Here is a 14719-nt window from a genome sequence, read left to right as displayed (position 1 = left end):
AGTAGGTTGTTTTTGTATCGATTTCTGGGAGTGAGTAGGAAATTTGACGATGGGGAAATTGTCTTAAAAGTGGTATGATATCATATATTAAAGATTTTAGGAAGGTTGAATATCATGAGAAATTCACTATGTGAAAAAATAGTATGGTATGACTCTCGATTTTAGAGTTGACAGCAATCAATAAAGAAGTAATAGTGAAGCGGCGTAAATAAATTAGAATTTGTGGGAGGAATCATAGTGAATGAATTTAACGAATATGTACGTGAATGTTTTTCTACAGTTGGTGATATTGCCATAAAATCCATGATGGGCGGATACCTTGTATATTTTAATGGTAAGCTGATAGGTGACATTTGTAATAATGAACTGTTTTTAAAGAGAACGCCGACATCGGACAGACTTCTTGCAGATTCAGAACTGCGTTATCCGTATGAAGGGTCAAAGACCCTGATGCACGTATTCGACAAATTTGAGGATGCGAATTTGATTGTAGGATTACTGGGAGGAATGTATACGGAACTGCCCGAGAAGAAACCTAAGAAAGCCAAATGAGATTGACAAACTTCAGTTTGTTGAAATTAAATAATTAAATAAAAATAATAATATAGCAAATTACAAAACAGTAAATCAAAATAGGTTTGCTGTTTTTTTGTTGCTCAAAATGGGAATGAGGTCAAAAGAAAAAGCATCAATAAATCAAAAAGATACTTGACAAAACGCTTTAGGACAGAGCACATCAGTTTTCAGTCAAGTTGTCCGACCCTCAGACGAAGCAAACCAGTTTTCAGTCAGACTGTCCGACCCTCAGACGAAGTAAACGAGTTTTCGTTCAGTCCGTTGACCGAGATGACGAGCTTATCTTCGCCGAGTATCACGACAAGGCCAACCAGCTTTTGAAGAAGGCCAGCAAGCGACCAAGATTTTGATTGACCAGATTGAGGGGCGTCATCAAGAAGAAAAACAACAAGTGCTGGATTGTAGTGTTCATTGGAAAGAATCAACAATCAATTGATAACGATTAGGCAGAGCTTAAGGGATAAAAGTCGTATTTTTCTCTTTCAGTTTATGCAAATTTCCTTTACTTATGCTACAATAGGGAAAAGCATGTTGATTGGAGTAAAAAATGAAAGCAATTATTACGGTTGTTGGCAAGGATAGAACGGGGATTGTGGCAGGAGTTTCGAGCAAAATTGCAGAGCTTGGTTTGAATATTGATGATATATCACAGACTGTTTTAGATGAATTTTTCACTATGATGGCGGTTGTTTCTAGTGAAGAGAAGAAAGATTTTACAGAATTGCGCAATGAATTTGAAGCCTTTGGCAATACACTCAATGTTAAAATTAACATTCAAAGTGCAGCAATTTTTGACGCTATGTACAATATCTAATAGAGGTGAAAAATGGATATAAAGCAAGTTACTGAAACCATTTCCATGATTGAGGAGCAAAATTTTGATATTCGGACGATTACCATGGGGATTTCACTTCTCGACTGTATTGATACGGATATTGAGCGAGCAGCAGAAAAAATTTATCAAAAGATCACAAGGAAAGCTAAAAATTTGGTGGCAGTTGGTGATGAAATAGCTGCGGAGCTGGGTATTCCCATCGTGAACAAACGTGTATCGGTGACCCCGATTTCCTTGATTGGTGCTGCGACAGATAGTGATAACTATGTGCTTCTAGCAAAAGCGCTGGATCGAGCAGCAAAAGAAATCGGTGTTGATTTTATCGGTGGTTTTTCTGCACTGGTGCAAAAGGGCTATCAAAAAGGGGACGAAATCCTCATCCGCTCCATTCCGCGAGCTTTAGCGGAGACTGATAAGGTTTGCTCATCTGTTAATATTGGATCCACCAAGTCAGGAATCAATATGACAGCAGTTGCAGATATGGGACGTGTCATCAAGGAAACTGCAGAACTTTCTGACATGGGGGCAGCGAAATTAGTTGTTTTTGCCAATGCGGTCGAGGATAATCCTTTTATGGCGGGTGCTTTTCATGGCGTTGGCGAAGCTGATGTCGTCATCAATGTAGGCGTTTCTGGTCCTGGTGTCGTCAAACGTGCCCTTGAAAAAGTTCGTGGCGAAAGTTTTGATGTAGTGGCGGAAACAGTCAAGAAAACAGCCTTTAAAATCACTCGGATCGGTCAGCTTGTCGGACAGATGGCTAGTGAGCGGCTGGGTGTTAAATTCGGGATTGTTGATTTAAGCTTGGCGCCAACACCTGCTGTCGGCGACTCTGTTGCCCGTGTTCTGGAAGAAATGGGCTTGGAAACAGTCGGTACGCATGGCACAACGGCAGCCTTGGCTCTACTCAATGACCAAGTGAAAAAAGGCGGTGTTATGGCTTGTAATCAAGTTGGCGGTTTATCTGGTGCTTTCATTCCAGTTTCAGAAGACGAAGGTATGATTGCAGCGGTTCAAAACGGATCTCTCAATTTAGAAAAATTAGAAGCCATGACCGCGATTTGCTCGGTTGGATTGGATATGATTGCCATTCCGGCTGACACGCCTTCTGAAACGATTGCAGCTATGATTGCAGACGAAGCCGCTATTGGGGTTATCAATCAGAAAACAACAGCGGTACGGATTATTCCTAAAGGAAAAGAAGGCGACATGATTGAGTTTGGAGGTCTTTTAGGGACTGCGCCAGTGATGAGAGTCAATAAAGCTTCATCAGCTGATTTTATTGCGCGTGGTGGACAAATTCCAGCACCGATTCATAGTTTTAAAAATTAAAATGAGAGTGGGACAGAAATCAGTAGTTTCGTAGAAACTTGATTTCATCGTCCCACCTCTGCACGGTTGAGTAGGGTTGTAAAAGTTGATTTATCAACGTATTAGAGTCCACTCAGCCACTGCGTCTTATAATTATGACTATATAAGCAAAGGAAGCTGAGCACTTTTGTCCCAGCTTCTTCTTTTGAAAAGGGGGATTGAAATGGCAAAAACGAAATTATACATTATTCGTCATGGAAAAACGATGTTTAATACAATTGGTCGGGCGCAAGGTTGGAGTGATACGCCGCTTACGGCTGAAGGGGAACGTGGCATTCATGAATTAGGAATTGGTTTGCGAGAATCAGGACTTGCATTTACAAGAGCTTTTTCTAGCGATTCTGGGCGGACGATTCAGACCATGGGGATTGTCCTTGAAGAGCTCGGCTTAACCGGCAAAATTCCTTATACCTTTGACAAACGGATTCGTGAATGGTGTTTTGGCAGTTTTGACGGTGCTTATGGTGGCGATCTGTTTCATGGCGTGATTCCACGAGTGCTGGATGTAGAAGACTATAAGAAACTAACCTTGCAGGAATTGGCAGACGGTCTAGTCGAAGTGGATACAGCTGGCTGGGCAGAGCCTTGGGAAAAGCTGAGTGGACGTATTTTAGAAGGTTTTACAGCCATTGCAAAAGATGTAGAGGCTTCTGGTGGGGGCAATGCTCTTGTCGTCAGCCACAGTATGACAATCGGTGCCTTTGCTTGTTTGATTGATCCGTCTATCATTTTAAATCCTGGTGTGCAAAATGGCAGTGTAACGGTTGTGGAATATGAAAATGGGAAATTCACCATTGAAGCGTTAGGAGACATGGCTTATCGCCAAGTGGGTGCTAAGATATTGGAAGAATAGAAATAATCGCAAAAACAGGAATGTGAGAAAAGTTATTTTTTACGAATGGTGACTTTTGTCTTACTCCCGATTTTTCTTTCATTCTCAAATGCTTCTCTGCAAAAAAATGATATAATATAGTAAGAAAAACGGAGGTAAAATATGGCAAAAACAAGATTATACATTGTTCGCCATGGGAAAACCATGTTTAATACCATCGGTCGGGCACAAGGGTGGTCTGATACGCCTTTGACCGCTGTGGGAGAACGTGGAATTCGTGAGCTAGGAATTGGACTTCGCGAGTCGGGGCTGCAATTTGCAAAAGCTTTTTCTAGCGATAGCGGGCGGACGATTCAAACCATGGGAATTATGCTAGAGGAACTCGGATTAACCGGACGCATTCCTTATCGCACAGACAAACGACTTCGCGAATGGTGTTTTGGTAGTTTCGATGGAGCTTACGACGGTGAGCTGTTTATGGGAGTGATGCCCCGTGTTTTCAATGTAGAGCATGTTCATCAATTGAGTTATCCTGAGTTGGCTGAGGGTCTGGTAGAGGTTGATACAGCTGGTTGGGCTGAGAGCTGGGAAAAATTGAGCAGCCGCATTTGGGCAGGATTTTCAGATATTGCCAAAGAAATCGAAGCTGCTGGTGGTGGCAATGCACTGATTGTTAGCCACGGTATGACCATTGGAACATTTGTGTACCTCATTGACCAAACAAGACCGCATGGTTTAGACAATGGTAGTGTGACCGTCATTGAATACGAGAATGGTCAGTTTACAGTTGACTGCATTGGAGATATGTCTTATCGTGAGGTTGGCAAGAAAATACTGGATGACGGTGAGCAAGAGTAGTTTTTAGTAGTGCAATTCGTGTGAATTTGCTACGGTTTTATTTAACATTGAGGAAAGCTTAAGATTTATAACATCTTCTATAAGATATTTTGTAGGTCCTCAGACTGATTTTTAGCACTCTATTAAAAAGAGTGCTAATTTTTTGAGTTTTTGCCTTGACTTTAAAAATGAACCGTGTATAATAGAATCATGAGTTAGCACTCAGGTGTTTAGAGTGCTAAAAAGAAAATCTCATATTCCAGCTGAAAGCTGAAAGGGGTGATGTCATGGTAACGGAACGTCAGAATGAGATTTTAAACTTGATCATTGACATCTTTACAAAGACCCATGAGCCAGTCGGCTCCAAATCCCTACAAGAATCAATCCAGTCTAGCAGCGCGACGATTCGTAATGACATGGCTGTTCTTGAAAAACAAGGTCTTTTAGAAAAAGCACATACATCAAGCGGGCGCAAACCCAGTGTGGCAGGTTTTCAATACTTTGTCAAACATTCCCTTTCCTTTGATCGTCTTGCTGAAAATGAACTCTACGAAGTAATTAAGGCATTTGACCATGAATTCTTCAAATTAGAGGATGTTCTTCAACAGGCAGCAGACGTTCTTTCAACGCTAAGTGGATGTACGGTGGTAGCACTTGATGTAGAACCAAGTCAACAACGCTTGACGGCTTTTGACATTGTGATTCTCAGCCAGCATACAGCTTTAGCAGTCTTTACTTTGGATGAGTCCAATACGATTACCAGTCAATTCATGATTCCCCGTAATTTCTTGCGAGCTGATTTGATTCAGCTGAAGGAATTGATACAAGAGCGTTTCTTAGGACAGACAGTTCTTGATATTCACTATAAGATTCGGACAGAGATTCCACAAATTATCCAGCGTTATTTTACAACGACCGATAATGTTATGGATCTTTTCGAGCATATCTTTAGTGATATTTTCAAAGAAAATGTCATTGTATCTGGTAAGGTGAAGTTGCTGAATTTTTCAGATCTAAAGAGTTATCAATTCTTTGATCAACTGCAAAAAGTGGCTTTTGAAATTCGAGATAGTTTAGCTGAAGATCAAATGCAGACGGTGCGCGTGGCAGACAGCAGAGAAAGCAGTCTGGCGAATTTGACGCTCATCTCTAGCAAATTTCTCATTCCTTACCGAGGATTTGGCATGCTAGCGGTCATTGGACCAGTCAATTTAGATTATCAGCGAGTTGTCAGTCAACTCAATGTTGTCAATCGCGTTTTAACGATGAAGCTCACAGATTTTTATAGATATCTGAGTAGCAATCATTATGAAGTGCATTAAGGCGACAGAGCTGATAGTTATAGATAGAAAAATACTTAAAATACCATAAGGAGGTGCCTAGTGGCAGAAGAAAAACAGCAAGAAGAAGCAAAAAAAGAGGACGTTTCGGTAGAAGAAATGTCTGAAGAAATAACAGAGGTAGCTCCTGAGAAGTCCGAATTGGACTTGGCGAATGAGCGCGCAGACGAATTTGAAAACAAATATCTTCGTGCAGCTGCTGAAATGCAAAATATTCAGCGCCGAGCAAATGAAGAGCGTCAGCAATTGCAGAAATATCGTAGCCAAGACTTAGGGAAAGCAATCCTTCCTTCGTTGGACAACTTAGAACGCGCCTTGGCTGTTGAGGGATTGACTGAGGATGTCAAAAAAGGCCTGGAAATGGTTCAAGAAAGCTTGATTGCCGCTCTTAAAGATGAAGGAATTGAAGAAGTTCCGACAGACGGTGAGTTTGATCACAACTTCCATATGGCTATTCAGACGGTGCCGGCAGATGATGATCACCCAGCTGGAAGCATCGCACAAGTCTTCCAAAAGGGCTACAAACTCCATGAACGTCTCCTAAGACCAGCTATGGTAGTAGTAGCAGAATAAAAAATCTCGTCCGAAACGACGGTAAACTATGAAGAAAGAAAATATATTTTCGCTCTGCTAAACCGTGAGCGAAGCGAACAATTGGCGATACTCTTCGCCGTGGCGCTCTCTGCACAAACTTTAATAAAGAGATTGACTTAGTCAAGCTCTGATGGCGTCGCCACTTAAGAAGAGTATCAAAAAAGAAATTCTAAATAAAGAGGAAAAAATAATGAGCAAAATTATTGGTATTGACTTAGGTACAACAAATTCAGCAGTTGCAGTTCTTGAAGGAACTGAAAGCAAAATTATCGCAAATCCAGAAGGTAACCGTACAACACCGTCAGTTGTGTCTTTCAAAAACGGTGAAATCATCGTTGGTGACGCAGCAAAACGTCAAGCAGTGACAAACCCTGATACGATTATCTCCATTAAATCAAAAATGGGAACTTCTGAAAAAGTTTCAGCAAATGGAAAAGAATATACTCCACAAGAAATCTCAGCTATGATTCTTCAATACTTGAAAGGCTATGCTGAAGATTACCTTGGTGAAAAAGTAACCAAAGCAGTTATCACAGTTCCTGCTTACTTCAACGATGCGCAACGTCAAGCAACCAAAGACGCTGGTAAAATCGCTGGCCTTGAAGTAGAACGGATTGTCAACGAACCAACAGCAGCGGCTCTTGCTTATGGTTTGGATAAGACAGATAAAGAAGAAAAAATCCTTGTATTTGACCTTGGTGGTGGTACATTTGACGTGTCAATCCTTGAATTAGGCGACGGTGTCTTTGATGTGCTAGCAACTGCAGGGGACAATAAACTCGGTGGTGATGACTTTGACCAAAAGATTATCGACTATATGGTAGCAGAGTTCAAGAAAGAAAACGGTATTGATTTGTCAACTGACAAGATGGCTCTTCAACGTTTGAAGGATGCGGCTGAAAAAGCTAAGAAAGACCTTTCTGGTGTAACTTCTACTCAAATCAGCTTGCCATTCATCACTGCGGGAGAAGCTGGACCTCTCCACTTAGAAATGACCTTGACACGTGCGAAATTTGATGACTTGACTCGTGAGCTTGTGGATCGCACAAAAGAACCTGTTCGTCGTGCATTGTCTGACGCTGGTCTTAGCTTGTCAGAAATTGATGAAGTTATTCTTGTTGGTGGTTCAACACGTATCCCAGCCGTTGTGGAAGCAGTAAAAGCTGAAACTGGTAAAGAACCAAATAAATCTGTAAACCCTGACGAAGTAGTTGCTATGGGTGCAGCTATTCAAGGTGGTGTCATTACTGGTGATGTCAAAGACGTTGTCCTGCTTGACGTAACACCATTGTCACTTGGTATTGAAACAATGGGTGGTGTCTTCACTAAACTGATTGACCGCAACACAACGATTCCAACATCTAAATCACAAGTCTTCTCAACTGCAGCAGACAACCAACCAGCTGTGGATATCCACGTTCTTCAAGGGGAACGCCCAATGGCAGCAGATAACAAGACTCTTGGACGTTTCCAATTGACAGACATTCCTGCTGCACCTCGTGGTATCCCTCAAATTGAAGTAACATTTGATATTGACAAAAACGGTATCGTGTCTGTTAAGGCTAAAGACCTTGGTACGCAAAAAGAACAACATATCGTCATTCAATCGAATTCAGGTTTGACAGATGAAGAAATTGACCGTATGATGAAAGATGCAGAAGCAAACGCCGAAGCAGATAAAAAACGTAAAGAAGAAGTAGATCTTCGTAACGAAGTGGATCAAGCTATCTTTGCAACTGAAAAAACAATCAAAGAAACAGAAGGCAAAGGCTTTGATGCAGAACGTGACGCTGCTCAAGTTGCTCTTGATGAATTGAAAAAAGCCCAAGAAAACAACAACTTGGATGACATGAAATCAAAACTTGAAGCCCTCAATGAAAAAGCTCAAGCCCTCGCTGTGAAACTTTACGAACAAGCGGCTGCAGCCCAACAAGCTCAAGCAGGAGCAGAAGGAGCCAGTCAAACAAATACAGGCGACAACAAAGGTGATGATGTCGTAGACGGTGAGTTTACTGAGAAATAAGACGCCAAAGCAAAATGGCTACTCGAAGCAGTTCATCTGCTAACGCTTGCCACTATAAGGCGGTCGAGCTAGGCGGCTTACTAGCTCGAAAACAAAGAAAAAATCGTCTTTGTCTTCTCCCGTCGTAACGATGAGATGGGAGTGCCTCAGGAAAATCCTAAAACCTCCTTTGTCACATCTTGGAAAGAACGATTGCGGATTATAATTTAGTGCTTGCTCAATCTTACTTGTAGCCGATTTGTAACAGATAAATTCAGGGGTTGATAAACCAACCTCTGTTTTTGGATAAAGAGGAACTGAACCCGACATAAATATTGGTTCGTTTCGTAACAATAACAGAAAGGAACAAAGAGTGTTCGTAACTGAACACGGGCTACGGACTGTGCCAAAAAGATAGTTTTTCCTAGAATCTCTGGATTCTTCGTCAAAACTCCTATTTTGGCTGTGCCCGCTTAACGCCCTTTGTATCTTATATTATGAACAATACAGAATTTTACGACCGTTTAGGCGTTTCTAAAAATGCATCTCAGGATGAGATTAAGAAAGCCTATCGGAAATTATCAAAAAAATATCATCCAGACATCAATAAAGAACCGGGTGCTGAAGAGAAATACAAAGAAGTCCAAGAGGCTTATGAAACCTTGAGTGATGAGCAAAAACGGGCAGCCTATGATCAATATGGTGCTGCGGGTGCTAATGGAGGCTTTGGCGGTGGAGCTGGCGGTTTCGGTGGCTTTGATGGTTCTAGCTTTGGTGGCTTTGAAGATATTTTCTCTAGCTTCTTTGGTGGGGGTGGTGCAAGTCGCAATCCCAATGCACCTCGTCAAGGAGATGACCTTCAATATCGGGTCAACCTTAAGTTTGAAGAAGCGATTTTTGGTACAGATAAAGAAATTAAATACAATCGTGAGGCGACTTGCCATACTTGTCACGGTTCGGGTGCGAAACCAGGAACTAACCCAATAACTTGTAGTCGTTGTCACGGATCTGGTGTCATCAATGTGGACACGCAAACTCCACTTGGCATGATGCGTCGTCAAGTCACTTGTGATGTCTGCCATGGGCGCGGACAAGAAATCAAAGACCCTTGTCAAACCTGCCATGGGACAGGGCATGAAAAACAAGCCCATAGTGTTCATGTGAAAATCCCTGCAGGTGTTGAAACTGGTCAACAAGTTCGTTTGTCTGGTCAAGGTGAGGCTGGTTTCAATGGTGGACCGTACGGAGATCTATATGTTGTCGTTCAGGTGGAGTCAAGTGATAAATTTGAGCGGGATGGCTCTACCATTTATTACAAACTGAACCTCAACTTTGTTCAAGCAGCCTTAGGTGATAGCGTTGAAATTCCGACTGTTCACGGAGATGTGGAATTAACCATTCCAGAAGGAACGCAAACAGGCAAACGATTCCGTCTTCGTGGAAAAGGAGCGCCAAGCCTTCGTGGTGGTAGCATGGGAGACCAATATGTCACGGTCAACGTTGTGACACCGACAGGACTTAATGACAAACAAAAAGCAGCATTGAAAGATTTCGCTGCTGCTGGAAATATAACCGTTACTCCTAAAAAGAAAGGCTTCTTTGATAAAATGAAAGATGCCTTTGAAGGAGAATAAAATAAATGGGGATCAGTTTTTCTGTTCTCCATTTTTTGTAATGATATGCTGTATTCCCATATCTAATCCTTTTAAAATCTGTGGAATGAAGGTTGGAAATACCCTGTGGTTTTCTAATTCTTGAATAGGAATCCAGTGAACTGTTTCGTCCTCTATTTGACTTTGGAATTGTTTTCCTTTTGGTTTCATAAGATAGTATAGGCAAATTTCATGGCAATCTAACCCTCTTAAGACACCGTTTGAATTTGAAAAGAAATTTTCGTGAAAGCAGACCAAGCGGTCAATTTCATATTGCTGTCCAGTTTCTTCTATAACCTCTCGAAGAACAGCTTCTTCGGTTGTTTCGCCAAATTGAACAGCTCCACCAACGGAGTAATGATAGTCTTCGGAAGGACTGCTCATGAAGCAAATAGCTCCCTCTTCAATAATGATAGCGGCTGCTCGATAGCGAAAGCGTTGATGCCCGTTTGTGTAACTAATATCTTCTGCCATTTGGCTCCTCCTTAGCTAATTAAGTGTATAGTCTTTTGTCAGTCTTGTCAAACCCAATCTGTACCCAGACAGTTTTGTTTTTACAGTCTTGCGAGGGGCTTTTTTTCTTGTTACAATAAACACATGACACGATATAAAGCGATTATTTCTTATGACGGTCATGATTTTGCTGGTTTTCAGCGGCAACCTCATGCTCGCAGCGTCCAAGAAGAGATTGAAAAGACTTTAACTAAAATCAATAGAGGAAAGCCTGTCATCGTTCATGGAGCTGGACGCACAGACAGCGGTGTTCATGCTTTGGAGCAGGTTATTCATTTTGATTTGCCGCAAAAAAGAGACGAAGAAAAGCTGCGTTTTGCACTCGATACGCAAACACCAGAGGACATTGATTTTATCAGTGTAGAAGAGGTGGATGAGGATTTTCATTCTAGATATTGGAAACATAGTAAGACCTATGAATTTATAGTAGATGTTGGACGCCCTAAAAATCCTATGATGCGCCATTATGCAACCCATTATCCTTATCCGCTTGATCTGAGTTTGATTGAAGCAGCTATTGCAAAGTTAGAAGGAACCCACGATTTTACAGGTTTCACAGCTTCAGGGACTAGTGTGGAAAATAAAGTTCGGACGATTACAGAAGCACGCTTAGACTTTGATGAGAAACGCAACTTTCTGATGTTTACTTTTTCTGGCAATGGATTTTTATATAAGCAAATCCGCAATATGGTCGGAACGTTGCTGAAGATCGGCAACGGTCGAATGCCAGTTGAGCAGATTGATAGAATTTTAACAGAGAAAGATCGTCATTTGGCTGGGCCGACTGCAGCACCAAACGGACTTTATCTAAAGGAGATACGATATGAAGAATAACTTTATTTTAGCTATATCAGGAAATGATATTTTTAGTGGTGGCGGACTGCATGCTGATTTAGCAACCTACACGGTCAACCAACTGCATGGTTTTGTGGCGGTGACTTGCTTGACCGCTATGACAGAGCAAGGTTTTGAGGTTATTCCTGTAGACACGACCGTCTTTGCTCAGCAGCTCAATTCTCTCAAGAATGTGCCTTTCTCAGCCATTAAACTGGGGCTTTTGCCAAATATAAAAGTGGCAGATTTGGCTTTGGATTTTGTGAAAGCTCATGCAGAGATTCCTGTTGTGTTAGATCCTGTCTTGGTTTGCAAGGAAACCCATGATGTGGAGGTTTCGGCACTTCGAGATGAGCTCATCAAGTTTTTTCCTTATACAAACATTATCACGCCTAATTTACCAGAAGCTGAACTCTTGGCTCAAAAAGAGTTGCGAACATTGGAGGATGTCAAAGAAGCAGCTAGACATCTCCATTCTTTGGGGGCTAAATCCGTTGTTATCAAAGGAGGAAATCGCTTAGATGCTCAAAAAGCGATAGATGTTTTTTATGACGGCGAACAATTTCAAATTTTGGAATCACCTGTTTTAGAAAACAATAACACGGGCGCTGGCTGCACCTTTGCTTCCAGCATTGCCAGTCAGCTATTACTAGGAAAATCAACTTTTGAAGCTGTTCAAATTTCAAAAAAATTTGTTTATCAAGCTATCCAACATTCAGACCAATATGGAGTTGTTCAATATGAAAAAGAATCAGACGCATAAACTTGTCCTTTTATCTATGATTGCTGCTTTGACAGTTGTTTTGGGATATTATTTAAAAATTCCAACCCCAACAGGAATTTTAACTTTTCTTGACGCAGGAATTTTCTTTACCGCCTTTTATTTTGGCAGAAAAGAAGGAGCAATTGTTGGCGGTTTAGCCGGATTTCTTATTGATTTGATTTCGGGTTATCCACAGTGGATGTTTTTTAGCTTGTTCTTCCATGGTTTGCAAGGCTATTTTGCTGGTTTTAAAGGGAAAAGCCGCTATCTTGGTTTAGTATTGGCGACGCTTGTTATGGTAGGAGGTTATGCTTTTGCTTCCGCAATCATGCATGGTTGGGGAGCAGCTTTTCCAGAAATATTTCCTAACTTTTGCCAAAATACCTTAGGAATGGTCGTCGGGGCAATCTTAAATAAACTGTTGGTGGATATTTTGAAAAAATAAAGTAAATAAGGGACGTTGTGCCCTTTTTACTTTTAAGAATTTCAGTTTGTAAAAGCAATAAAAATCATTTATAATACAATTAAAACGAGGTGAGATCATGAATTTACAAAAACTTAGAGAACAAACACAAATCATTTTAACAGATGTTTTAGAAAAATCAGCTCTTTCTTCCGGTGATATTTTTGTACTGGGCTTGTCTTCCAGTGAGGTGATTGGAGGACATATTGGAAAAAATTCCAGCCAAGAAGTGGGAGAAGTTATTGTAAAAACTATGCTGGAGTTGTTATCCGAGCGTGGTCTTTACTTAGCTGTTCAAGGATGCGAACATGTGAATCGCGCTTTGGTTGTGGAGAAAGAATTGGCGCAAAAACGAAACCTAGAAATTGTCAACGTCCTACCGACTCTGCATGCCGGTGGAAGCGGTCAATTGGCTGCATTTAAATATATGAATAATCCAGTTGAAGTGGAATTTATCACAGCTCAAGCAGGGATGGATATCGGAGATACAGCAATTGGTATGCATATTAAGCACGTCCAAATTCCAGTACGACCAATTTTACGAGAACTAGGAGAAGCGCATGTGACTGCGCTTGCCAGTCGTCCGAAGCTAATTGGTGGAGCGCGAGCTGCTTACCAAAAAGATAAAATTCGGAAAGCATAAAGAGAAAAATAAACAAGTTGATGGAAAATCATTAAATTTTCATTAGAAAATTTGTGAATTAACGTGTATTTATGGTATAATTGATTGTATTCAATAAATTTTAAGGAGAAATGACAGAATGTCTGTATCATTTGAAAACAAAGAAACAAATCGCGGAGTTTTGACATTTACAATCAGTCAAGAACAAATCAAGCCAGAATTGGATCGCGTGTTTAACTCAGTTAAGAAAACTCTGAATGTACCAGGTTTCCGTAAAGGTCATCTTCCTCGTCCGGTGTTTAACCAAAAATTTGGGGAAGAAGCTCTTTACCAAGACACACTGAACGCCCTTCTCCCAGCTGCTTATGAAGCTGCAGTTAAAGAAGCAGAAATTGAAGTTGTTGCCCAACCACAATTTGACGTAGCTTCTATGGAAAAAGGTCAAGATTGGACTATTACCGCTGAAGTGGTTACAAAACCTGAAGTAAAATTAGGTGAATATAAAAATCTAGAAGTGTCTGTTGATGTCTCTAAAGAAGTATCTGACGCAGATGTAGACGCAAAAGTTGAACGCGAACGCAACAATTTAGCAGAGCTTGTATTGAAAGAAGACAAGGCTGCTAATGGCGACACAGTTGTGATTGACTTTGTTGGAACAGTTGACGGTGTTGAATTTGATGGTGGTAAAGGAGATAACTTCTCACTTGAACTTGGAAGCGGTCAATTCATTCCAGGTTTTGAGGATCAATTAGTTGGACATGCTGCTGGTGAAACAGTAGAAGTAAACGTGACATTCCCAGAAGACTATCAAGCAACAGACCTTGCAGGTAAAGATGCTAAATTTGTGACTACGATTCACGAAGTCAAAGAAAAAGAAGTTCCAGAACTAGATGATGAACTAGCGAAAGACATTGATGAAGATGTTGAAACACTTGACGAATTAAAAGAAAAATACCGCAAAGAATTAGCTGAATCAAAAGAAATTGCTTTTGATGACGCAGTCGAATCTGCAGCGCTTGATCTTGCAGTAGAAAATGCAGAAATCGTTGAGTTGCCAGAAGAAATGGTTCACGAAGAAGTTCACCGCTCTGTAAATGAATTCCTTGGAAACATGCAACGTCAAGGTATTTCACCAGATATGTATTTCCAAATCACTGGTACAACGCAAGAAGATCTTCACAAACAACATGAAGCTGACGCTGAAAAACGTACTAAGACAAACCTTGTGATTGAAGCTGTTGCGAAAGCAGAAGGATTTGAAGCAAGTGATGAAGATATTGAAGCAGAAATTGCTTCTCTTGCCGCTGATTACAATATGGAAGTAGAACGCGTTCGTCAACTTCTTTCAGCAGATATGTTGAAACATGATATTGTGATTAAAAAAGCCGTTGAATTGATTACAAGTACTGCAAAAGTAAAATAATCGAGCGATAACATAAGGCAAGTTCAGTCAGAGAATTGGCTGAATTGCCTTTTTGCTTCTTTTTA

15 protein-coding genes and 1 pseudogene are annotated in these 14719 nt (G+C 40.9%); 15 read left to right on the top strand and 1 reads right to left on the bottom strand.

The features are described 5' to 3' along the window. The first annotated feature begins 237 nt into the window (after positions 1-237). The 10 genes and pseudogenes from IYQ23_RS05105 (at position 238) to dnaJ (ending at position 10018) form a co-directional block, all read left to right on the top strand. A complete protein-coding gene (locus IYQ23_RS05105) occupies positions 238-552 on the top strand; it encodes a TfoX/Sxy family protein (protein ID WP_018543583.1) in 315 nt (104 codons plus the stop codon). A gap of 288 nt (positions 553-840) precedes the next feature. Further along, a pseudogene (locus tag IYQ23_RS05100) lies at positions 841-1012 on the top strand (substrate-binding domain-containing protein); the annotation flags it as partial. A 111-nt stretch (positions 1013-1123) separates the two neighbouring features. Continuing rightward, positions 1124-1390: an ACT domain-containing protein gene (locus tag IYQ23_RS05095; protein ID WP_003026213.1), complete on the top strand. Its 267-nt coding sequence runs from the start codon at positions 1124-1126 to the stop codon at positions 1388-1390. Positions 1391-1402: 12 nt separating this feature from the next. Then, positions 1403-2740: a PFL family protein gene (locus IYQ23_RS05090; protein ID WP_003026211.1), complete on the top strand. Its 1338-nt coding sequence runs from the start codon at positions 1403-1405 to the stop codon at positions 2738-2740. A gap of 202 nt (positions 2741-2942) precedes the next feature. Next, the gene (locus IYQ23_RS05085; protein WP_195674288.1) at positions 2943-3632 is read left to right on the top strand and encodes a histidine phosphatase family protein; all 690 of its coding nucleotides are present in this window, start codon (positions 2943-2945) and stop codon (positions 3630-3632) included. A 141-nt stretch (positions 3633-3773) separates the two neighbouring features. Then, complete coding sequence (locus tag IYQ23_RS05080) at positions 3774-4469, top strand: histidine phosphatase family protein (protein ID WP_195674287.1); 696 nt, start codon at positions 3774-3776, stop codon at positions 4467-4469. A gap of 266 nt (positions 4470-4735) precedes the next feature. Further along, positions 4736-5770 (top strand): heat-inducible transcriptional repressor HrcA, encoded by a 1035-nt coding sequence (gene hrcA / locus IYQ23_RS05075; protein ID WP_195674286.1) that lies wholly within the window; start codon positions 4736-4738, stop codon positions 5768-5770. Positions 5771-5830: 60 nt separating this feature from the next. After that, positions 5831-6361: a nucleotide exchange factor GrpE gene (grpE, locus tag IYQ23_RS05070; RefSeq protein ID WP_195674285.1), complete on the top strand. Its 531-nt coding sequence runs from the start codon at positions 5831-5833 to the stop codon at positions 6359-6361. 211 nt (positions 6362-6572) lie between these two features. Continuing rightward, a complete protein-coding gene (gene dnaK / locus IYQ23_RS05065) occupies positions 6573-8405 on the top strand; it encodes a molecular chaperone DnaK (protein ID WP_195674284.1) in 1833 nt (610 codons plus the stop codon). A 476-nt stretch (positions 8406-8881) separates the two neighbouring features. Continuing rightward, positions 8882-10018 carry a molecular chaperone DnaJ gene (gene dnaJ / locus IYQ23_RS05060; protein WP_126467599.1) on the top strand — a complete coding sequence of 379 codons (1137 nt, stop codon included), beginning with the start codon at positions 8882-8884 and terminating at the stop codon, positions 10016-10018. Positions 10019-10030: 12 nt separating this feature from the next. On the opposite strand, the gene IYQ23_RS05055 is transcribed toward dnaJ, so the two are convergent. After that, positions 10031-10510, bottom strand: coding sequence for an NUDIX hydrolase (locus IYQ23_RS05055; protein WP_070241968.1), 480 nt, complete (start codon positions 10508-10510; stop codon positions 10031-10033). Positions 10511-10633: 123 nt separating this feature from the next. Between IYQ23_RS05055 and truA the strand changes: the two genes are divergently transcribed. The 5 genes from truA to tig all read left to right on the top strand — a co-directional run bounded on the left by truA (position 10634) and on the right by tig (position 14654). Beyond that, on the top strand, positions 10634-11383 hold the full coding sequence (gene truA, locus IYQ23_RS05050; RefSeq protein ID WP_195674283.1) for a tRNA pseudouridine(38-40) synthase TruA: 750 nt from the start codon (positions 10634-10636) through the stop codon (positions 11381-11383). Next, positions 11373-12146 (top strand): bifunctional hydroxymethylpyrimidine kinase/phosphomethylpyrimidine kinase, encoded by a 774-nt coding sequence (locus tag IYQ23_RS05045; protein ID WP_195674282.1) that lies wholly within the window; start codon positions 11373-11375, stop codon positions 12144-12146. Before truA ends, IYQ23_RS05045 begins: the two co-directional genes overlap by 11 nt. Then, the gene (locus IYQ23_RS05040; RefSeq protein WP_117644836.1) at positions 12124-12591 is read left to right on the top strand and encodes an ECF transporter S component; all 468 of its coding nucleotides are present in this window, start codon (positions 12124-12126) and stop codon (positions 12589-12591) included. Before IYQ23_RS05045 ends, IYQ23_RS05040 begins: the two co-directional genes overlap by 23 nt. A 97-nt stretch (positions 12592-12688) precedes the next feature. Next, positions 12689-13252 (top strand): TIGR01440 family protein, encoded by a 564-nt coding sequence (locus tag IYQ23_RS05035; RefSeq protein WP_117644837.1) that lies wholly within the window; start codon positions 12689-12691, stop codon positions 13250-13252. A 118-nt stretch (positions 13253-13370) separates the two neighbouring features. Continuing rightward, a complete protein-coding gene (gene tig, locus IYQ23_RS05030; RefSeq protein WP_195674281.1) occupies positions 13371-14654 on the top strand; it encodes a trigger factor in 1284 nt (427 codons plus the stop codon). Positions 14655-14719: the final 65 nt, after the last annotated feature.

The organism is Streptococcus sp. HF-100, from assembly GCF_015594635.1.
Lineage (GTDB): Bacteria > Bacillota > Bacilli > Lactobacillales > Streptococcaceae > Streptococcus > Streptococcus vaginalis.
Note: the sequence above shows the minus strand (reverse complement) of the source record. Positions and strands in the feature narration are given on the sequence as shown.

What these genes read in the sequence shown, in the direction of transcription:
- IYQ23_RS05095 (WP_003026213.1), top strand. Translation starts at nt 1,124, where the DNA reads ATGAAAGCAATTATTACGGTTGTTGGCAAGGATAGAACGGGGATTGTG.
- IYQ23_RS05090 (WP_003026211.1), top strand. Translation starts at nt 1,403, where the DNA reads ATGGATATAAAGCAAGTTACTGAAACCATTTCCATGATTGAGGAGCAA.
- IYQ23_RS05085 (WP_195674288.1), top strand. Translation starts at nt 2,943, where the DNA reads ATGGCAAAAACGAAATTATACATTATTCGTCATGGAAAAACGATGTTT.
- IYQ23_RS05080 (WP_195674287.1), top strand. Translation starts at nt 3,774, where the DNA reads ATGGCAAAAACAAGATTATACATTGTTCGCCATGGGAAAACCATGTTT.
- hrcA (WP_195674286.1), top strand. Translation starts at nt 4,736, where the DNA reads ATGGTAACGGAACGTCAGAATGAGATTTTAAACTTGATCATTGACATC.
- dnaK (WP_195674284.1), top strand. Translation starts at nt 6,573, where the DNA reads ATGAGCAAAATTATTGGTATTGACTTAGGTACAACAAATTCAGCAGTT.
- dnaJ (WP_126467599.1), top strand. Translation starts at nt 8,882, where the DNA reads ATGAACAATACAGAATTTTACGACCGTTTAGGCGTTTCTAAAAATGCA.
- IYQ23_RS05055 (WP_070241968.1), bottom strand. Translation starts at nt 10,510, where the DNA reads ATGGCAGAAGATATTAGTTACACAAACGGGCATCAACGCTTTCGCTAT.
- truA (WP_195674283.1), top strand. Translation starts at nt 10,634, where the DNA reads ATGACACGATATAAAGCGATTATTTCTTATGACGGTCATGATTTTGCT.
- IYQ23_RS05045 (WP_195674282.1), top strand. Translation starts at nt 11,373, where the DNA reads ATGAAGAATAACTTTATTTTAGCTATATCAGGAAATGATATTTTTAGT.
- IYQ23_RS05040 (WP_117644836.1), top strand. Translation starts at nt 12,124, where the DNA reads ATGAAAAAGAATCAGACGCATAAACTTGTCCTTTTATCTATGATTGCT.
- IYQ23_RS05035 (WP_117644837.1), top strand. Translation starts at nt 12,689, where the DNA reads ATGAATTTACAAAAACTTAGAGAACAAACACAAATCATTTTAACAGAT.
- tig (WP_195674281.1), top strand. Translation starts at nt 13,371, where the DNA reads ATGTCTGTATCATTTGAAAACAAAGAAACAAATCGCGGAGTTTTGACA.